Annotated in this window: 24 protein-coding genes and 1 pseudogene; 19 read left to right on the top strand and 6 right to left on the bottom strand. The window is 50.2% G+C overall.

Going from position 1 to position 19,402, the window contains the following annotated elements; translation table 11 throughout:
• The first annotated feature begins 54 nt into the window (after positions 1-54).
• The 3 genes from L3069_RS24730 (at position 55) to L3069_RS24720 (ending at position 3,307) form a co-directional block, all read left to right on the top strand.
• Positions 55-495 (top strand): DUF411 domain-containing protein, encoded by a 441-nt coding sequence (locus L3069_RS24730; RefSeq protein ID WP_008322815.1) that lies wholly within the window; start codon positions 55-57, stop codon positions 493-495.
• 126 nt (positions 496-621) lie between these two features.
• Positions 622-3,069, top strand: a complete 2,448-nt coding sequence (silP, locus tag L3069_RS24725) for an Ag(+)-translocating P-type ATPase SilP (protein WP_236901936.1) — start codon at positions 622-624, stop codon at positions 3,067-3,069.
• A gap of 40 nt (positions 3,070-3,109) precedes the next feature.
• The gene (locus L3069_RS24720; protein ID WP_127851226.1) at positions 3,110-3,307 is read left to right on the top strand and encodes a DUF2933 domain-containing protein; all 198 of its coding nucleotides are present in this window, start codon (positions 3,110-3,112) and stop codon (positions 3,305-3,307) included.
• A 33-nt stretch (positions 3,308-3,340) separates the two neighbouring features.
• Here L3069_RS24720 and L3069_RS24715 read toward each other — a convergent pair whose 3' ends face one another.
• Positions 3,341-4,078: a peptidoglycan DD-metalloendopeptidase family protein gene (locus L3069_RS24715; protein WP_127851227.1), complete on the bottom strand. Its 738-nt coding sequence runs from the start codon at positions 4,076-4,078 to the stop codon at positions 3,341-3,343.
• A gap of 288 nt (positions 4,079-4,366) precedes the next feature.
• Entirely contained in the window at positions 4,367-4,816 is a 450-nt protein-coding gene (locus L3069_RS24710; protein WP_001023257.1) for a copper resistance protein, read from the bottom strand.
• A 234-nt stretch (positions 4,817-5,050) separates the two neighbouring features.
• Here L3069_RS24710 and pcoA point away from each other — a divergent pair, with 234 nt between their 5' ends.
• The 7 genes from pcoA to L3069_RS24675 all read left to right on the top strand — a co-directional run bounded on the left by pcoA (position 5,051) and on the right by L3069_RS24675 (position 11,901).
• The gene (gene pcoA, locus L3069_RS24705) at positions 5,051-6,868 is read left to right on the top strand and encodes a multicopper oxidase PcoA (protein WP_000925242.1); all 1,818 of its coding nucleotides are present in this window, start codon (positions 5,051-5,053) and stop codon (positions 6,866-6,868) included.
• 5 nt (positions 6,869-6,873) lie between these two features.
• Positions 6,874-7,764 (top strand): copper resistance outer membrane transporter PcoB, encoded by an 891-nt coding sequence (pcoB, locus tag L3069_RS24700; protein ID WP_001378118.1) that lies wholly within the window; start codon positions 6,874-6,876, stop codon positions 7,762-7,764.
• A gap of 39 nt (positions 7,765-7,803) precedes the next feature.
• Entirely contained in the window at positions 7,804-8,184 is a 381-nt protein-coding gene (pcoC, locus tag L3069_RS24695) for a copper resistance system metallochaperone PcoC (protein WP_000025662.1), read from the top strand.
• A gap of 55 nt (positions 8,185-8,239) precedes the next feature.
• A complete protein-coding gene (gene pcoD, locus L3069_RS24690; RefSeq protein WP_229692861.1) occupies positions 8,240-9,118 on the top strand; it encodes a copper resistance inner membrane protein PcoD in 879 nt (292 codons plus the stop codon).
• Positions 9,119-9,172: 54 nt separating this feature from the next.
• Positions 9,173-9,853 (top strand): copper response regulator transcription factor PcoR, encoded by a 681-nt coding sequence (gene pcoR, locus L3069_RS24685; protein WP_001188930.1) that lies wholly within the window; start codon positions 9,173-9,175, stop codon positions 9,851-9,853.
• Entirely contained in the window at positions 9,850-11,250 is a 1,401-nt protein-coding gene (gene pcoS / locus L3069_RS24680) for a copper resistance membrane spanning protein PcoS (protein ID WP_217188907.1), read from the top strand. The genes pcoR and pcoS overlap by 4 nt, the downstream gene beginning before the upstream one ends.
• A gap of 216 nt (positions 11,251-11,466) precedes the next feature.
• Complete coding sequence (locus tag L3069_RS24675) at positions 11,467-11,901, top strand: hypothetical protein (RefSeq protein WP_059443650.1); 435 nt, start codon at positions 11,467-11,469, stop codon at positions 11,899-11,901.
• A 208-nt stretch (positions 11,902-12,109) separates the two neighbouring features.
• On the opposite strand, the gene L3069_RS24670 is transcribed toward L3069_RS24675, so the two are convergent.
• Together L3069_RS24670 and L3069_RS24665 are read right to left on the bottom strand one after the other, a co-directional pair.
• A complete protein-coding gene (locus L3069_RS24670) occupies positions 12,110-12,406 on the bottom strand; it encodes a type II toxin-antitoxin system RelE/ParE family toxin (RefSeq protein WP_127851272.1) in 297 nt (98 codons plus the stop codon).
• On the bottom strand, positions 12,393-12,653 hold the full coding sequence (locus L3069_RS24665) for a type II toxin-antitoxin system ParD family antitoxin (RefSeq protein ID WP_127851271.1): 261 nt from the start codon (positions 12,651-12,653) through the stop codon (positions 12,393-12,395). The genes L3069_RS24670 and L3069_RS24665 overlap by 14 nt, the downstream gene beginning before the upstream one ends.
• A gap of 313 nt (positions 12,654-12,966) precedes the next feature.
• On the opposite strand from L3069_RS24665, the gene L3069_RS24660 reads away from it, so the two are divergent.
• From L3069_RS24660 to L3069_RS24635, 6 genes are all read left to right on the top strand, one after another.
• A complete protein-coding gene (locus L3069_RS24660; protein ID WP_127851270.1) occupies positions 12,967-13,230 on the top strand; it encodes a hypothetical protein in 264 nt (87 codons plus the stop codon).
• Positions 13,227-13,793, top strand: a complete 567-nt coding sequence (locus L3069_RS24655; protein ID WP_127851269.1) for a hypothetical protein — start codon at positions 13,227-13,229, stop codon at positions 13,791-13,793. Before L3069_RS24660 ends, L3069_RS24655 begins: the two co-directional genes overlap by 4 nt.
• A gap of 80 nt (positions 13,794-13,873) precedes the next feature.
• Entirely contained in the window at positions 13,874-14,314 is a 441-nt protein-coding gene (locus L3069_RS24650; protein WP_127851268.1) for a hypothetical protein, read from the top strand.
• Positions 14,311-14,577 carry a hypothetical protein gene (locus tag L3069_RS24645; RefSeq protein WP_217188908.1) on the top strand — a complete coding sequence of 89 codons (267 nt, stop codon included), beginning with the start codon at positions 14,311-14,313 and terminating at the stop codon, positions 14,575-14,577. Before L3069_RS24650 ends, L3069_RS24645 begins: the two co-directional genes overlap by 4 nt.
• Positions 14,578-14,590: 13 nt before the next feature.
• The gene (locus L3069_RS24640) at positions 14,591-15,088 is read left to right on the top strand and encodes a hypothetical protein (RefSeq protein WP_217188905.1); all 498 of its coding nucleotides are present in this window, start codon (positions 14,591-14,593) and stop codon (positions 15,086-15,088) included.
• A 319-nt stretch (positions 15,089-15,407) separates the two neighbouring features.
• Positions 15,408-16,175, top strand: a complete 768-nt coding sequence (locus L3069_RS24635) for a TraX family protein (protein ID WP_236901935.1) — start codon at positions 15,408-15,410, stop codon at positions 16,173-16,175.
• A gap of 21 nt (positions 16,176-16,196) precedes the next feature.
• Here the strand turns inward: L3069_RS24635 and L3069_RS24630 are convergent, their stop codons facing one another.
• On the bottom strand, positions 16,197-16,427 hold the full coding sequence (locus tag L3069_RS24630) for a DUF2767 family protein (protein ID WP_127851265.1): 231 nt from the start codon (positions 16,425-16,427) through the stop codon (positions 16,197-16,199).
• Positions 16,428-16,839: 412 nt separating this feature from the next.
• The gene (locus tag L3069_RS24625; protein ID WP_000427623.1) at positions 16,840-17,844 is read right to left on the bottom strand and encodes an IS110-like element IS4321 family transposase; all 1,005 of its coding nucleotides are present in this window, start codon (positions 17,842-17,844) and stop codon (positions 16,840-16,842) included.
• A 215-nt stretch (positions 17,845-18,059) separates the two neighbouring features.
• Between L3069_RS24625 and L3069_RS24620 the strand changes: the two are divergent.
• The 3 genes and pseudogenes from L3069_RS24620 to arsH form a co-directional block, all read left to right on the top strand.
• Positions 18,060-18,233, top strand: a pseudogene (locus L3069_RS24620) (helix-turn-helix domain-containing protein); the annotation flags it as partial.
• A 128-nt stretch (positions 18,234-18,361) separates the two neighbouring features.
• Positions 18,362-18,694: a helix-turn-helix transcriptional regulator gene (locus L3069_RS24615; protein ID WP_127851242.1), complete on the top strand. Its 333-nt coding sequence runs from the start codon at positions 18,362-18,364 to the stop codon at positions 18,692-18,694.
• On the top strand, positions 18,691-19,401 hold the full coding sequence (arsH, locus tag L3069_RS24610) for an arsenical resistance protein ArsH (protein ID WP_127851241.1): 711 nt from the start codon (positions 18,691-18,693) through the stop codon (positions 19,399-19,401). The genes L3069_RS24615 and arsH overlap by 4 nt, the downstream gene beginning before the upstream one ends.
• Position 19,402: the final 1 nt, after the last annotated feature.

Raw genomic sequence — 19,402 nt, 5'->3', positions numbered from 1 at the left:
TTTACTGATTCACCCTGACGTCAGGGTTTATATCGATAATATACAGAGGTGAGTATGAAAAAAGTGGTTCTAATGGCGCTGGCTCTCGGCCTTTCACTACCCGCGATGGCGAGTGAAAAAGTGATTGATATGTACAAATCTGAAAACTGTGGCTGTTGTTCCCTGTGGGGCAAAGCGATGGAAAAAGACGGGTTCGAAGTACGAACTCACGTCATGAATGATCAGGCGCTGTCAGCCCTGAAAGAAAAGCATGCTGTTCCTGCAGGACTACGAAGTTGTCATACCGCGGTTGCCGGTAATTTGATCATTGAAGGCCATGTGCCTGCGACAACGATACATAAGGCAATGCAGTCTGGTTCGGGTATATACGGTCTCGCCACCCCCGGTATGCCAGCAGGAAGTCCTGGAATGGAGATGGGAGCCCGAAAAGAGGCTTACGATGTTATCGCATTCTCACCGGATGGAAGTAAAAAAGTCTTCCAGCGAATCGAATAGTCAGCGGAACGGCTGATAACGGGACGCCGGTAGCAGGCACTCCTGTGCCGGCGATATTCGTGGTAATCGCATCCATGACATACCCTGAAGACAGAAGATGCTTCGGTATGCATAAGGAGAGTTACTGTGAAAAATGACAATGCAGTGCAACACAACAACCAGACTGCTTCTGAGCAGACATTATCCCCGGACGAGGGCCACGTATTGCATAAGGTGAGAGATCCCGTGTGCGGGATGGTCATCCTGCCTGACAAGGCGCACAGCAGCATTCGATACCAGGACCATCAGCTTTATTTCTGCTCCGCCAGCTGTGAGAGCAAATTTAAAGCCCATCCCGATCATTATTTTACCGAAGATGCCAGTGAACATTCCCATCACCATCACCACGATCATCACGAAGTCAGCCCTGATCAGATAAAACAGCCTCACAACCAGGCGGAAAAAGAGAATTCTGAAGGTGTGTGGACATGTCCGATGCACCCGGAGATACGCCGCAGTGGTCCCGGAAGCTGTCCTGTCTGTGGAATGGCACTGGAGCCGCTCGTAGCTACGGCATCCACGGGGCCGAGTGATGAACTTCACGACATGACAAGACGCTTCTGGCTGGGGTTGTTGCTGGCGTTTCCGGTTCTGATACTCGAAATGGGATCTCATTTGTTTCCCGCCTTGAGGAATACAGTACCGCCACAGTACAACACATGGCTACAGCTGCTTCTGGCCTCTCCAGTCGTGTTGTGGTGTGGCTGGCCATTCTTCACCCGGGCCGGAATGTCGTTGCGTAACCGCTCCCTGAATATGTTTACCCTTGTTGCAATGGGGACCGGCGTAGCCTGGGTTTACAGCGTCATTGCAACCGTCTTTCCCTCCTGGTTTCCTGCATCGTTCAGAAACATGGATGGCCTGGTGGCCGTTTATTTTGAAGCCGCAGCAGTTATTACGGTGCTTGTTCTGCTGGGACAGGTTCTTGAGCTGCGGGCACGGGAACAAACCTCAGGTGCCATTACTGCGCTTTTGAACCTTGCCCCCAAAACCGCCAGGCGGCTGGATCATGACGGTCATGAAACGGATATTAATGCGGAAGATGTCCTACCTGGCGATAAGCTCCGCATCAGACCTGGAGAGAGTATTCCGGTCGACGGTACCGTGATCGAAGGCAAAACAACCGTTGATGAATCGATGGTGACTGGGGAGTCTATGCCGGTTACCAAAACGGAGGGCGACCCTGTCATTGGGGGGACGATTAATCAGACAGGTAGTCTTATCATCCGTGCTGAGAAAGTCGGTGATGAAACGATGCTCTCACGAATTGTTCAGATGGTCGCTGATGCACAGCGTTCGCGTGCCCCCATCCAGAGAATGGCTGACAGCGTTTCAGGCTGGTTTGTTCCTCTGGTGATACTTATCGCAGTTGTTGCTTTCGTGATCTGGTCTGTCTGGGGGCCTGAGCCCAGGATGGCGCACGGTCTCATTGCGGCTGTATCGGTCCTGATTATTGCCTGTCCCTGCGCGCTGGGGTTGGCCACGCCGATGTCGATAATGGTGGGAGTGGGCAAAGGAGCCCAGGCCGGGGTGTTAATCAAGAATGCCGAAGCCCTTGAGCGTCTTGAAAAAGTGGACACGCTGGTTGTCGACAAAACAGGCACGCTCACGGAAGGTTCGCCTACGGTGACAGGGATTATCAGTCTCAATCCGGGTGGGGAAACATTTCTTTTGCGTGTAACGGCCGCAGTGGAAAAAGGCTCGCAGCATCCGCTGGGTATGGCAGTAGTTAAAGCAGCGCAGGAAAAGGGAATCGCAATACCCGCAGTCACTCATTTCGATGCGCCGTCGGGTAAAGGTGTCTCAGGCGATGTCGAAGGTCAACGGGTTGTTATTAGTAATGAACTGGCTATGCAGGAAAACAGTATCGTTATTGATAATCAAAAGGCCGTTGCGGATACGTTGCGGATGGAAGGCTCTACCGTTATATATGTGGCCACAGACGGGGACCTTGCAGGTCTGATAGCTATCTCGGATCCCGTGAAAGCAACCACGCCGGATGCGCTTAAAGCTTTGCGTCAGGCGGGGATCCGCATTGTTATGCTCACCGGGGATAACCAGCTTACTGCTGAAGCAGTCGCACGGAAACTGGGAATAGATGAGGTTGAAGCCGGGATTCTGCCGGATGGCAAAAAAGCAGTAATAACCCGACTGAAAGCGTCTGGCCATGTGGTTGCGATGGCCGGAGACGGTGTGAATGATGCCCCGGCGCTGGCAGCGGCTGACGTGGGTATAGCCATGGGAACGGGTACAGATGTGGCAATTGAAAGTGCCGGTGTCACCCTTCTCAAAGGCGACCTGATGATGCTGAACAGGGCCCGTCATCTGTCAGAGATCACCATGAAAAATATCCGACAGAATCTGTTTTTTGCATTTATCTACAACGCACTTGGCGTGCCTGTGGCTGCAGGTCTGCTTTATCCTGTGTATGGAATACTGCTGTCGCCAGTTATTGCGGCGGCGGCCATGGCTCTTTCCTCCGTCAGCGTCATTGTGAATGCGTTGCGTCTGAAAAGTGTCAGGCTCGGGAAATAACACTGAGTGAAGGGTCTGTTACGAACAGAAGGAGTCCAGTATGAAAAGTACCACCTATGCGCTTATTGCTGTCGCCGCGATTGCGGCATTTGCCCTCCTGCGCGAACACTGGTCACATGTGGCAGGTTACTGGCCATATCTTTTATTGCTGGTCTGTCCGCTAATGCATCTTTTCCACGGCCACGGAGGGCATGGAGAGCATCAACATAACGGAAGTGAAAACGATAAAAAAAATTAATCTGGCAGACGGGACCGCGTCGCGGTCCCGTTATCAGTCCAGGTATCGTTCGTAGTCTCTGGCATGCGCAAAGGCATGCTGTTCGAGTTTGTTATCAGCGGGTGCCGCTGTCCGGAACGCCAGTGAGTTAACAGGATTGTTATTGATGACCAGCTCGTAATGCAGATGAGGACCGGATGAACGTCCGCTGTTACCGGATAACGCAATAGCGCCTCCCCGGGTAACCCTGGCCCCTTTAGTAACGAGTATTTTATTGAGGTGGAGATAGCGAGTTTTAACACCGGCTTTTCCCGTTACTTCAACAAAATATCCCATGGTACTGTTGTATTCGGCCCGGGTGATTTTTCCGTCGATGACGCTGACTATTTTCGTGTTCATGGGCATGGAATAATCAATGCCATTATGGGGACTCACTTTTCCCGATACCGGGTTAAGTCTTGCAGGATTGAAAGGCGAACTGAGTCTTGCTGTGGCCGGTAACGGATAATCGAGACTGCTTTTCCCGGAAGTATCGGAAAGGTTATAGAACTTTTTGTCTGATATACGATACGCCGTGTAATTAAATGAACCGGACGTAAATTTATAGGCCACTACACGTGATTTTCCCGCTTTCTTTTGCAGTACGAGTTTTAATGATTCATTTTTTTTCAAATGCCGCAGATTAAACCGGGAAGGCAAGGAGCGCTGAAGAGTAGCGATCTCGTTCGATTCCAGCCCCGAGCGGGTGGCTGAAAGGTAGGCATTTTCTTTTACGACATCGGTAGAATACATTTACTGGAATTCGCCGTTAGCATGAACACTGCGGCGTATGCTAGGGGTTTTCAGGAGGCGTGTCATCTGTCAGTTAATCGGGAGCACCGTTGATGGTCGTCATTTTTGTAACATATCTTGTTTCCCGTTTGCTCCTGAAGCTCTGGGAACTGTATGACCAGCCCGACGGTGATGATTAACGGGACTGAAACAGGTTACGGCAGAGCAATATGGGGCTCATGTCCTGCTACGTAACCCGTCAGTAAAGCCCTGCTGCGCACCTGACGCTAAGCACTAACCCGCCTGCAGTTACCTGGTCGAATACAGCCCGCGAAGCTTTCTTGCCTGCGTCTGATGTGCTTCCGCACCGGCATTATTGACCTGCTCATGCACGAGAGCGGCTTTTTCTCCGGCATTCAGTTCGTTAAAAGAAGAAGACGAGGTCTTTGAATTTGCATCACTGCCGGACAGCATTTTTTTATGTTCCTCAATCATTTTCTGATGCGCATAGGACGCGCTGTTGTTCATAAATGAATGAGCAACAATGGCCCTTTCATGTTCATTCATTTCAGAGAATGAGGGCGTGTTGTTTTTATTAACCCTGTCCGGTAAGTTTTCATGCGTCGAGGAGTTCACATGACTGACGGCTGAGGCATTATTAACAAATCGATGTGCTTCATGGGCAATATCACTGGACTGAGCAAAAGCTGCCCCACAAAATAAAGCTGTAAACGCAGTGGTCGTGATTAATATATTCATGTGTAATTACCTTCTGAGGTACATAAAAGATGTCCTTATGATCATATATAAAAATAATCAACCTGTGGGGAAGATGACGTAAATGTAATACAGCTATGTACATTACACGATTGTAATGAATTTGTTTCTTAAGGTGTGCTAGATTCATTTCATTGTAAGTGGATGAACCAGTAATTTAATTTAAATCGGTTCTCGAATTCTGTCAGTAACCATACTTTAAATAAGGGAATGCGCATGCTGTTGAAAACGTCTCGACGAACTTTCCTGAAGGGGTTAACCCTCTCTGGCGTAGCCGGAAGTCTTGGCGTATGGAGTTTCAATGCGCGTTCCAGTCTGAGCCTGCCAGTTGCCGCATCCCTGCAGGGTACTCAGTTTGACCTGACCATTGGTGAAACGGCCGTCAATATCACGGGCAGTGAGCGTCAGGCCAAAACAATCAATGGAGGCCTGCCGGGGCCCGTTCTTCGCTGGAAAGAAGGTGACACCATTACCCTGAAGGTCAAAAACCGTCTTAATGAACAGACGTCCATTCACTGGCACGGCATTATTCTTCCGGCCAATATGGATGGTGTTCCGGGGCTGAGTTTTATGGGCATAGAGCCTGATGATACCTACGTTTACACCTTTAAGGTTAAGCAGAACGGGACTTACTGGTACCACAGCCATTCCGGTCTGCAGGAACAGGAGGGGGTATACGGTGCCATTATCATCGATGCCAGGGAGCCAGAACCGTTTGCTTACGATCGTGAGCATGTGGTCATGTTGTCTGACTGGACCGATGAAAATCCTCACAGCCTGCTGAAAAAATTAAAAAAACAGTCGGATTACTACAATTTCAATAAACCAACCGTTGGCTCTTTTTTCCGCGACGTGAATACCAGGGGGCTGTCAGCCACCATTGCCGATCGGAAAATGTGGGCTGAAATGAAAATGAATCCGACTGACCTCGCGGATGTCAGTGGCTACACCTACACCTATCTCATGAACGGGCAGGCCCCGCTGAAAAACTGGACCGGACTGTTCCGTCCCGGTGAAAAGATACGCTTACGGTTTATCAACGGCTCGGCAATGACCTATTTCGATATCCGTATCCCCGGGCTGAAAATGACGGTCGTGGCTGCAGATGGCCAGTATGTAAACCCGGTTACCGTTGACGAATTCAGGATTGCCGTTGCCGAAACCTATGATGTCATTGTGGAGCCTCAGGGTGAGGCCTATACCATCTTCGCACAATCCATGGACAGGACCGGTTACGCTCGAGGGACACTGGCCACGAGAGAGGGGTTAAGTGCTGCCGTTCCCCCCCTCGATCCCCGTCCTCTGTTGACCATGGAAGATATGGGTATGGGGGGAATGGGACATGATATGGCAGGAATGGACCACAGCCAGATGGGAGGCATGGATAACAGCGGAGAGATGATGTCTATGGACGGTGCTGACCTTCCGGATAGCGGGACATCCTCCGCGCCCATGGATCACAGCAGCATGGCCGGTATGGATCATTCCCGGATGGCCGGAATGCCGGGTATGCAAAGTCATCCTGCGTCAGAAACGGATAACCCACTGGTTGATATGCAGGCGATGAGCGTCTCTCCGAAATTAAATGATCCGGGTATTGGTCTTCGAAATAACGGAAGAAAGGTTCTCACGTACGCGGATTTGAAAAGCCGCTTTGAGGATCCTGACGGACGTGAACCTGGCCGTACCATAGAACTGCATTTAACCGGCCACATGGAAAAGTTTGCCTGGTCATTTAACGGAATCAAGTTTTCAGATGCCGCACCGGTGCTGCTGAAATACGGTGAGCGGCTCAGGATCACGCTGATCAACGATACCATGATGACTCACCCCATTCACCTGCATGGTATGTGGAGCGATCTGGAAGATGAAAACGGTAATTTCATGGTTCGTAAACACACAATAGATGTTCCCCCTGGTACAAAACGCAGTTACAGAGTGACAGCAGATGCGCTTGGCCGCTGGGCGTATCACTGCCATTTGCTCTATCACATGGAAATGGGAATGTTTCGTGAAGTCCGGGTGGAGGAATGATGCGAATGAAGAGAAATTTGAAGGCCATACCTGTTCTGGTCGCCGGTTTGTTTACCTCACAGCTTTCTATTGCGGCGGGCTCCGTCTCTGCAGATCCCCACGCCGGGCACGACATGTCTGCCATGCAGATGCCAGCAGATGAGAATTTCACTGAGATGACGTCAATGGAGCCCATTGTAACTGAGAGCAGAACGCCAATTCCGCCTGTTACCGATGCCGACCGGAAGGCTGCATTCGGCAATTTACAGGGGCATGCGATTCACGACAGTGCGATTAATTATCTGGTTCTGCTGGATCAACTGGAATGGCAACGGTCGGATAACACCAACAATTTCAGCTGGAGTGTTAACAGCTGGATTGGAGGCGACACAGATCGGATTTGGCTAAAGAGTGAAGGTGAACGAAGCAATGGGGAAACGGAGGCGGCTGAAGCGCAGTTACTCTGGGGACATGCGGTTGGCCCATGGTGGGATTTGGTTGCGGGTGTCAGGCAGGATTTCAGACCTGCTTCTGCCCGGACCTGGGCTGCTGTCGGTTTTCAGGGGCTGGCACTCTATAATTTTGAGTCTGAAATTACGGGTTTTGTCAGTAATGGCGGAAAAGCAGCCCTTCGTCTGGGAGGAGAATACGACGTTTTACTGACTAACCGGCTCATACTCCAGCCATCCTATGAGGTGAATTTCTACAGTCAGGATGATGAATCGCGGGGTCGCGGCAGGGGACTGACTGACACAGAGCTGGGGCTCCGGCTGCGCTATGAAATACGCCGTGAGTTTGCACCCTATATAGGCGTTTCCTGGAATCAACTTTACGGGAAAACATCCGATATGGCGAAAAGAGAAGGTGAGAAAGACCATCAGGTAGTATTCCTGGCGGGAGCCAGAATCTGGTTTTAACGCACTGATATAAAACACTCAACTAAACAGGTAAATAAAATGTCGATTTTAAATAAAGCCATTCTTACAGGTGGCCTCGTTATGGGCGTTGCTTTCTCTGCTATGGCCCATCCGGAATTAAAAAGCTCTGTGCCACAGGCTGATTCAGCCGTAGCGGCCCCGGAAAAGATTCAGCTTAATTTCTCGGAAAATCTGACCGTGAAATTCTCAGGTGCAAAATTAACGATGACGGGTATGAAAGGCATGTCATCACATTCTCCGATGCCGGTCGCGGCAAAAGTGGCGCCAGGCGCTGACCCTAAATCGATGGTCATTATTCCGCGAGAGCCTTTACCCGCTGGCACTTATCGTGTTGACTGGCGCGCGGTTTCTTCAGATACGCACCCTATTACCGGTAATTACACCTTTACAGTGAAGTAATATTATGAACGACCTGATTATGATTGTTATTCGTTTTCTTCTTTATCTGGATTTGATGGTAATATTTGGATTGCCATTTTTTCAGATATATGGAATAAGCGGTGTCAGACATGAAACCTATAACCTGACTAATTTCAGGTCGTTTATAACCTTTGCTGTTGTTACAGGCATCATTCTTACTGGCATTAATATGCTCCTGGTATCTAATGCCATGAGTGGAGTAACTGACCTCAGAGAATTATCCATCCATGTTATCGAGATGGTGATAGAAGAAACTGATGTGGGTATTAGCTGGATTGTCAGGCTCTGTGCCCTGTTTACCACACTCGGTGCTTTGTTCCTTTACACTAATAAGAGAGTATTGTCCTGCCTGCTGATGACGATGAGTGGGGGCGTGGCGCTGGCTACACTTGCCTGGGGAGGACACGCCGTTATGCATGACGGTCTGCATTACTATCTCCATTTACTGAGCGATCTGACCCATCTCGGCGCTGCAGGTGCCTGGACAGGTGCTCTGGTTGCATTTGCTATCCTGCTGATGCGCAGAAACGAGCATAATGCACAGAGCGTCATTGTGATATCTGACTCCCTGGCAAAATTTGCCACGGCAGGAACGGTGATTGTTGTAGCCCTGATCCTGAGTGCGCTGGTCAACTATCTGTATATTGCTGAGGGTAACTTAACTCCCTTATTCAACAGTTCCTGGGGGAGGATATTGCTTGCCAAGACGGCTCTGTTTGTTCTGATGCTTCTTCTGGCTGCAGCAAACCGGTTTCACCTGGGTCCCCGGCTTGAAGTTATGGTCAGGGAAGGGAATTATGATCGCAGCGTTGCCCTGATGCGAAACAGCATCCTGACAGAATTCGTTGTTGCGATTATCATTCTGGGCGCCGTAGCGTGGCTCGGAATGCTTGCTCCGTCTCAGGTCAGCTAGGGGACAGCCAAAGCTCATGCGTGAGATTTTTACTTTCATATCAGCGAGTTGACCATGCAGCGTATTTTAATCGTTGAAGACGAACAAAAAACAGGTCGTTACCTGCAGCAGGGACTGGTTGAGGAAGGCTATCAGGCCGATCTCTTTAATAATGGCCGCGATGGTCTCGGGGCCGCGTCGAAGGGACAGTATGATTTGATAATACTGGACGTGATGCTGCCTTTCCTCGACGGGTGGCAAATCATCAGCGCACTGAGGGAGTCCGGGCACGAAGAACCGGTCCTGTTTTTAACCGCAAAGGACAACGTGCGGGACAAAGTGAAAGGACTGGAGCTTGGCGCAGATGACTACCTGATTAAGCCCTTTGATTTTACGGAGCTGGTTGCACGTGTAAGAACCCTACTGCGCCGGGCACGCTCGCAGGCCGCAACAGTCTGCACCATCGCCGATATGACCGTTGATATGGTGCGCCGGACCGTGATCCGTTCGGGGAAGAAGATCCATCTCACCGGTAAAGAATACGTTCTGCTTGAGTTGCTGCTGCAACGCACCGGAGAAGTGTTACCCAGGAGTCTTATCTCGTCCCTGGTCTGGAACATGAATTTTGACAGTGATACGAATGTGATTGATGTCGCCGTGAGACGTCTGAGAAGTAAAATTGATGATGACTTTGAGCCAAAACTGATCCATACCGTTCGCGGTGCCGGATATGTCCTGGAGATCAGAGAAGAGTGAGGTTCAAAATTTCCCTGACCACACGCCTGAGCCTGATTTTTTCTGCGGTGATGCTTACGGTATGGTGGTTATCAAGTTTTATCCTGATTAGCACCCTTAATGGCTATTTCGATAATCAGGACCGCGATTTTCTGACAGGTAAACTTCAGCTCACCGAAGAGTTTCTTAAAACAGAGACGTTCCGGAACAAAACGGATATTAAGTCATTATCAGAAAAAATAAACGATGCGATGGTAGGGCACAATGGTTTATTCATTTCTATAAAAAATATGGAAAATGAAAAAATTGTGGAACTGTATGCCAAAAATTCTGTTGTTCCAGCGGTTCTGCTTAATAAGTCGGGTGATATTCTCGACTATATGATCCAGACGGAAGAAAATAACACCGTGTACCGCAGTATCTCGCGGCGGGTTGCCGTGACGCCGGAACAGGGTAAAAGCAAACATTTCATCATTACGGTTGCCACGGATACTGGGTATCACACCCTGTTTATGGATAAGCTCAGTACCTGGCTGTTCTGGTTCAATATCGGTCTGGTCTTTATTTCTATTTTTCTGGGCTGGCTGACCACACGTATTGGTCTGAAACCGTTACGGGAAATGACCAGTCTGGCTTCCTCCATGACCGTACACAGCCTGGATCAGCGTCTTAATCCCGATCTGGCTCCGCCGGAAATCTCTGAGACCATGCAGGAGTTCAATAACATGTTCGATCGCCTGGAGGGGTCATTCCGGAAACTGTCAGATTTCTCGTCTGACATCGCGCATGAGCTGCGCACACCGGTCAGTAATCTGATGATGCAGACGCAGTTTGCACTGGCTAAGGAAAGGGATGTTTCGCATTACCGCGAAATTTTATTCGCTAACCTGGAAGAACTGAAAAGGTTGTCACGAATGACCAGTGACATGCTTTTTCTGGCACGTTCAGAGCATGGTCTGCTGCAGCTGGATAAACATGATGTGGACCTGGCCGCCGAACTGAATGAATTACGTGAGTTATTCGAGCCCCTGGCAGACGAAACAGGAAAGACAATCACGGTTGAAGGAGAGGGGGTTGTTGCCGGAGACAGCGATATGCTGCGTCGTGCTTTCAGTAACCTGCTTTCCAATGCAATCAAGTATTCTCCCGATAACACCTGTACAGCGATACACCTTGAGCGTGACAGTGACTGTGTGAACGTGATGATTACGAATACGATGTCTGGCCCGGTTCCCGCTAATCTGGAACGTTTGTTTGACCGGTTCTATCGCGCAGACTCATCAAGGGTTCACAACACGGAAGGCGCAGGGCTGGGATTATCAATTACAAGGTCGATCATTCATGCTCACGGCGGCGAGTTGTCAGCAGAACAGCAGGAGCGGGAAATTGTGTTCAAAGTGCGCCTGTTAATGGATTAATCCCGTTATTCAGGAGAAATATGGAAGGTGACAAAAATGTCATCATTCAGTCACGCGAGAAACAGAGGCGGTTTTTTATAATCATTCATAAATCAGGAGCGGCGAGATACTCAATCGCCTGGTTCCTGAAGTGATGAATAACCAGCCCTGAGATCAAATGCTTTCTCTGTTATAAGCCGTTGATTGTTTGGGGATGAAAACACCGGAGACCCAACCATGAAAAAGATCCTTGTATCATTTGCTGCCATTATGGCTGTCGCTTCAACCGCCGTGGCTGCAGAGACAATGAACATGCATGACCAGGTAAATAATGCCCAGGCACCTGCCCATCAGATGCAGTCAACCGCTGAAAAAAGCGCTATTCAAGGAGACAGCATGACAATGATGGATATGAGCGGGCACGATCAGGCTGCAATGTCCCATGAAATGATGCAAAACGGCAACGCTTCTGCCCACCAGGGCATGGCGGAAATGCATAAAAAAATGATGAAAGGAAAATCAGGAGCTACCAACGAAACAGCAAAGTCATTTTCTGAAATGAACGAACATGAAAAAGCCGCTGTTGTGCATGAGAAGGCGAATAATGGTCAGTCTTCCGTTGTTCATCAGCAGCAGGCTGAAAAGCATCGCAGCCAGATCACCCAGAATTAACCCGTAGCTCCACTTGTAAGACCCTCATTTGACGCCAAAGTCACTGGCTTACGCTCCCGACCGGGAGCGTTTTTTTTATAAAAAAATGAATAATAATGAAAGTTGCCATACACAATGTCTTTTTTGGTTATGCCTGCATGTTATTTAACATAAGATAGATTACACGAATCAAGCAATTGATTTGTATGCATTTTAATTTCTTGCCTGGTTATCTCCATGGTTCATGCCGCGCCATATCCTGAGACTGGCTGAGAATACGTATGACCGTAATCACCGAATGTGATGACACAAAGTAGATCATGTGTTGTTCCACCGGCAGCGAGCAGATATTGTCTCCCAGCTCTGAGCGATGCGTGCCGATGTCATGCATGGCCAGAACGTCAAACACCGCTGCTATTCGGCCGATATACGCATCCGCCTGAACAACCCCGAACTGCCGGAAGCTGTAGTCCCAGATTGCTTCCAGATCATCTTCTGCTTTGGGTGTCAGCTCAATCTCTTTCATTTGCCACCCTGGCTCTGACATTATTCAGGAATGCATCCTTGTTCCATGGTTTCGCCTCGCCGCTGCTGAGTCCTTCGGCCAGCAGATCGCGCAGTTCCTGAAGGCGTGATTCTGCCTGTTTCTCGCGCAGCAGACGCAGTGCGTCTCGCATGACTTCGCTCTGGGTACGGTAATCACCGGCCTTAACCAGGGAATCGATAAATTCACGCAGCTCATCACCCACGTCCACCGTCATCGTACGGGCCATACCCCCTCCTTTTCTTAATGTAAGATTTGTTCTTACATCATTATATCAGCTTACTCCCCTGCTTCCATCTCCGGCATCTTAGCAAAATAACCCAGCTGTAGTTTGGAGATCCGATTTAGCCAGAAACCGGATCTGCGCGGCGGGAAAACGGTATGAGATATGATAAGTAAACAAAACACATAAAATCATACTGTATGTGATATTCATTATTAATCATGAAATCATATCTGATATGATATTTACCAATTAAGTGTAAAATCATTTGAAGTTTGATTTTACATTTAACCGGACATTATCAGACGGAGCGTGCAGGATGGATGAGAAAGAAGTGACGTTTTCACTCAGCTATGAGCAGCTGACCCGGATAGCGGAAGAACGTATCCGGGAATGCGAGCTGGACAGCCAGGGCGTTAGATATATCAGCGAATCGAGTAAGGCCAGCACCCTGCTGGGATTCTGGTATGAACTGGCGCTTACTGGTGCGCCACTGAACAATTACGAACAAACCAAAGCGCTCATAGACGTCGATCATCAGCGTCTCAGAAAACTCATCTGGCCGGAGACGGATAAGCAATGACTCAGGCGCGCCGACCATCGCCGCTGCAGCGGCGGGTGCTGATTGTGCTGGCCGCCCTCGATGCGAAACGTCCGGGGCCGGTGGCCACGCGGGATATTGAGCGGGTGCTGGAGCAGGGCGGGGACGCCCCGGTGTACGGGCCGAACCTGCGCGCCTCCTGCCGGCGCATGGAAGCCGCGGGCTGGCTTCGCACCCTACGCGCGCCTAACCAGCAGCTGGCCGTCGAGCTGACCGGGACCGGACGCGATGTAGCGGAACCGCTTTATCAGGCAGCCCGAGATGACGAAATCTCCCGCCAGCGCCAGTTGAAGGTGCACAGTCTGCCCCTGCGCCAGTCGGAAACAGGTGAGGCGATGGAGGTTCTTCTCGGTGACAGCCTTCATCGTATCCGTCAGGCAGTCTACGTGATCCGCCTCGACGGCTCCACCTGTCTGCAAGTGACGAATGCAGGTGGAATACGTCAGATAATGGAAGGCGATCCCCTACAGGTGGCTGACTGGTATCAGGCCTGTTATGACGCGGGTCTTCCGGTACATATCCAGATTAACGAGAGCCAGGATTAACCTGGCAGAAACCCTTCCTGCACACCGTCTTTGAATGACGTGAATGCAGACTGTCGCACCACAAATGGAGTGGGTGTTTCATGTCAGAAATGAACATAATTAAAGCCAGCGTCAGCTATCAGGCCACCGTCGACTCTGTCATCTGGAAGGGATACGATGCCCTGACCCGCGAATATAGCCTGAAAGACACGGTGGATGTAGAGATCCCCGCCGGTAGCCATCCTCATTACGCCCTGGTGCTGATTGCTGACAGTATCAGTAAACAGCATCAGATGGAGATCAGCGGAAAACTGATTTCCCCGGTTCCTGGATCTGACGCCCGCGCAAGGTTACAGGACGGCCGGATTCAGATGGGGACTCACGAAATTATGGTCAGGGGTTATATGACGCTGAAAATCAAGTTCAGTGAGAATGAAGCCTGGCTGAACTCACTGGCAGCCTCCACAATGAGCGGAAAGAACGTCCTGCAACTGAAGGCCAGAAAATACCATTCCATCATGTTCAGGAAGTATTGCTCATGACAGAACATTCACCCTTTCCGCACAGAGTTGTCTGTGTGACACAGAGCCTGGCAGATTTCGGCCTGAAAGCCGGTGATAACGGCAAACTGGTACGTCTTGACGGTAGCCGTATCAAAACTCACGCGGCATTCAGGGACTGGCTCTACAGACTCAGACCGGGTGAACGCCTGCCTCGCGGCCGCTATTTTCGCAATAAAACCCCCGGGCGCCCGTGGCTGATGATGGATGAGCTTCACATGATGCTGAAGCCAATTAAACCGTGAAGGACCCTGAAGAGTGAAACTGACACAGAGCCGGATAGATAGCCTGATTGACACCCTGAATGACCTGATTTGCGATGAAAGAAGTCTGACACGGGAACACCGCGAGAATATGGTCAGGACGGTTGCAATACTCGGAGGACTGGGGGAGCGTCAGCGGCTGATCGCAGCTGAAGATGAAGCCCTGGAAGTAGCGGGTTCAGGAAAAAAGGCAGAGAAGGCCAAAAAACCGCGTGAACCGAATGCCGTCTTTCCCCGCACCGGGAAACCCTGGCAACAGGACGACCTCGAACTTATCCATTCAATAGTCGATGACATCCCGGATGATGAGATTGATAAGCACATTCTGTGGCTGTCCGGACAACAAGGACGAACACCCTATGCCATTGCCCTGAAGATTGTTGGTGAAGGACGACTGAATGAAGAATGGGCGAAAACCTGGAAAGCGGCAGCCAAAAAACTGCGTGAGGAATATGCCCTCACTAACGGTGGAGAGCCGTCACAAGGAACATAATGTTAATACTGAAAATACCCCTGATATACAATGTAACGTACTGAATAAATGATAAATTTAGCATAAATCTTTTCCCTGATGTGCCGATAATTAAAGGGTCAGGAAGGAAGGGTTATGAACGATTTTCATATTTTAAGTCTTTGTATTCAGAATAAGGATGTGGCAGGCGCCATGCGTGTGCTGCGGGATAAATCGGAGTTTGCTGCACGCAAAATTCTGGAGAAATTAAAGGTTCGCGTGACGTCTCAGACGGGCAGGGCATTCTGGCATCATGTCCAGGACTGGCTGCTGATGGCGTGCCGGCAGGAGAATACACCGAATGAATCAGTCCGTTCCCGGCCTTCTTCACCACCTTCAGACACCCGGCCAGCTCAGTCCGGCCGCCCTGGATATGGTCAAGCTTCTGGCGCTCCTGACCATGCTGATCGACCACATCAATACGGTGTTTATGACCCCAGCTCAGCCGGTGATGTATGCGCTTGGCCGGATGGCATTCCCCCTGTTCACGCTTATCTGGGCGATGAACGTGCGGCGCGCACCAGAACGTCTTCAGGTGAGAGCAAACCGTCTGTGGATATGGGCCATCATCACCCAGCCCGTCTTCAGCCTGGTCTTTGCCGGCCATCAGCCGTGGTGGGCACTGAACATTCTCTTCGTGTTCGCCGGCGTCACGCAGCTGCTCGCCCTGCAGTACCGGTTCGGCAGAAAGGGAAGTCTTGCCGGTGCTCTGCTGCTGGCCATCATGATCTGGCCGCTGAGTCCGGCCAGTTACGGTCTGGCGGGTGTTGCGCTGGCCACCGGCATGGTAATCACCACCGGCGGACAAAAACCTGGCGTGCAGCTCACGGGAATTATCGTGTCCGTCCTGGCGCTGTGTTGCCTGAACGGATTATCGCATCTGCTGAGTCTGCCGGCAGACACGCTGTTGTTCGCCACTCTTCCCACACTCGTTTTTCCCCTGATGGCCCTGTCCCTGAGCATTCATCTGTGTCCGGAAGGCTACCCGCGCTTCATGCCACGACATTTCTTCTACATTGCCTATATCGGCCATCTTCTGGTGCTGCTCCTCCTGATGCACCTCTGGTGAGAGAGCCACAGTTTCGGGGCGTCAGTGCGCCCCGGGAACCCCTCGCCCCCGCTCCAGTAAATCAATGGCCAGCTGAAGATAAAGGACCTGGTCCGGCTCCCATTTCCCGCTTTCGGCAATCCCATTTCGCAGCACAGCAACAATATTTTCACTGGTGGAATCGTGTCCGGCCTCAACAAGTGAAAACACAATACTGCCCACGACCTGGCACATCTCATCATGCTGGCGTAAGAACACTTCTGAATAGTCCATCCTGCTATCTCCACGGCGAGTCAGTTCAACATAATGATACATGGCCATTATGCCGCGTAGCGGCATAGAGACGCCAGCCGGAGCGGAATTGTATGCAGTGGGTGGGTGGCGTCGTGGCCGGCGTAAGCCGTTACTGGGGTCCGCTTGGAAAACGGAATCTATGGTCACTCCCGTTTTTGCAACACCGATTTTGACGACAAGTTGGCTTGCTTGAATCTATCCGGCGTCTGAATGGGATTTTATTCCCGCGCCTTGATGAGTTCCGCGCCTGATGAACCTCCAGAAAATATACGGCTTCAATGAGCCTTTCCGTTTTACAGGTTCCTCAACAGGCCGGTGGGCCGTTAGTATCATCAATATCAGTATTCGCAAAACCAGATCAGTAATTCTTTAAACCGGTGTATTTCTGCCGTTATGCTACATAAGTTTGCTGTCGTGCCGTTAGGGCCCAGGCTATTCTGGCCAGCTTGTTTGCCAGAGCACAAGTGACGACAAAGTTGCTTTTCCGGCACAGTAAATCCCTGACCCAATCGGCCAATTTGCCAGACTGGTGTTCCAGTTTTTGTATGAATACCCTGGCACACTGAACCAACAAAGTTCGGATCTTTTTATTACCTCGCTTACTAATTCCCAGCAATGTCGTCCTACCTCCCGTGCTGTACTGCCGAGGTACAAGCCCTGTTGCCGCCGCAAAGTCACGGCTGCTGGCGTACTGCTTCCCGTCGCCAATCTCAGTTGAAATAGTACTCGCTGTCAGTGTTCCGACGCAGGGAATGCTCAGCAAGCGCTGTCCAACCTCATCTTCGTCCAACTTTCGTTTCAACTGGGATTCCAAATCTTTAATCTGCTCAACAAGATAGTGATAATGCTGTTGTAATTTCAGCAATAACTGGCTGAGGTAAAGAGGCAAACTATTATCCTCAAGAATGGTACTCAGTCGGCTAATAACGGCAGCTCCTCGGGGAACGCTAATGCCAAATTCCAGCAGAAAAGCATGCATTTGATTGGTTGTTTTTACCTTATCCTGAACCAGGGATTCACGGACACGATGCAGAGCCCGCATTGCCTGCTGAGATTCCGTTCTGGGCTGCACAAAACGCATAGACGGACGCGATGCAGCTTCACAAATAGCTTCGGCGTCGACAAAGTCGTTTTTATTGCTTTTAACGAACGGGCGGACAAATTGTGGTGATATCAGCTTTGGGGAATGCCCCAACTCTTCCAACTTGCGTGCCATAAAGTGAGAACCGCCACAGGCTTCCATTGCGATGGTTGTAGCGGGGCATGTCGCCAAAAATTCGATCAACTTTGGCCGGGTAAATTTTTTACGGTAAACAGCCTTCCCGCGACGATCCTGGCAATGAATATGGAAAGAGTTTTTACCCAGATCGATACCAATGAGCGCAATGTTTTCCATGATAGTTCTCCGAATGAAAGCCTGTCCTCAGCATAGTACCGGGAAGGAGGGAGTGACCATCTCATTAATTATCCCACGCTAAGACTGCTTTTTGTACAATTCGGTATCGACTGAGCGTAATGGTCGATATTTTCCGGACTCCAGCTTAAGATTATTACGCCAGACGTAATCGCCACTCAGATTGATATGTTCCCAGCCCAGTGGAGAAAGATGAGTTTGGACGTCCCTCCGCACTGAACGAAGAACAGCAGCGGGCAGTGATTGCACGTATTGATTCCGGAATTAGTATCAGCGCCATCGCTCGCGAGTTCAGCACCACAAGACAAACCGTTCTCAGGGTGAAAGCAGCACATTTAGCACCTGATAAACCGCCCTCTCGTCCTGCTTGATTTGGTTAACCTGTTCAAGGGGAATTCTGATTATCCTCTTTTGTTAAATATCCGAATGCGTTGCGTTTGATAAAAAATAATATTTCCACTATTCTGGAAATATAGAATATTTGCAACGAAGGTATATAATGGATATCGAATCGGCTGCATCCGCACTAAAAGAACTCGGTCATCAGACTCGGCTGGCAATCTATAAACAACTCGTCAAAGCCGGGTCAACAGGGATGTCAGTAGGTGAACTACAGAAAAGAATTGAGATCCCTGCATCTACGCTAAGTCATCACCTGTCAGCTCTGATGTCCGTCGGCCTGATTAAGCAGGAAAGACAGGGTAGAACGCTTTTCTGCCATTCTCGCTACGAGAAACTAGAAGAACTCATGGCTTTCTTGATTGAGGAGTGCTGTGCTGGCGTATCTTGCCCTCGTTTTGAGGAAAACCTGACTCAAGGGAATAGCAAATGAATGAATTGAAAAACATTACACCTGATTTATTTGAATCTTCTATTAGCGAGGAACGCCTCGGTATTCCTGCAGTTCCCCATCCTCCTCGTATCCTGATGCTGTACGGTTCTGTACGCGAACGCTCCTACAGCCGACTGGCAACGGAAGAAGCGGCAAGGTTACTGACCGCCATGGGCGCAGAAGTGCGGATCTTCAATCCTTCTGGCTTGCCTCTTCCTGATGATGCGCCTGACTCGCATCCTAAAGTCATGGAACTGCGCGAGCTGGTTCGTTGGTCCGAAGGGATGGTGTGGTGCTCGCCTGAACGCCATGGTGCGATGACCGGTATCATGAAGGCCCAGATTGACTGGATACCACTATCGGAAGGCGCTGTACGCCCTTCTCAGGGTAAGACGCTGGCCGTTATGCAGGTCTGCGGTGGATCTCAGTCTTTCAATGCCGTAAACCAGATGCGTATTCTTGGCCGATGGATGCGGATGATCACCATCCCGAATCAGTCCTCTGTGGCAAAAGCCTGGCAGGAGTTTGATGAAGATGGGCGAATGAAACCGTCGTCTTATTACGACCGCATCGTGGATGTAATGGAGGAACTGGTGAAATTTACTCTGCTGACCCGAGGTAACTCAGCCTATCTCGTTGATCGCTACAGTGAACGAAAAGAGTCGGCAGAAGAACTTTCCCGGCGGGTTAATCAGAGCAAAATTTGAG

The sequence above is a fragment of the Enterobacter cloacae complex sp. ECL411 genome (assembly GCF_021869665.1).
Taxonomy (GTDB): domain Bacteria; phylum Pseudomonadota; class Gammaproteobacteria; order Enterobacterales; family Enterobacteriaceae; genus Enterobacter; species Enterobacter intestinihominis.
The sequence above is the reverse complement of the archived record's forward strand: the minus strand, read 5'-3'. Positions and strand labels throughout refer to the sequence as shown.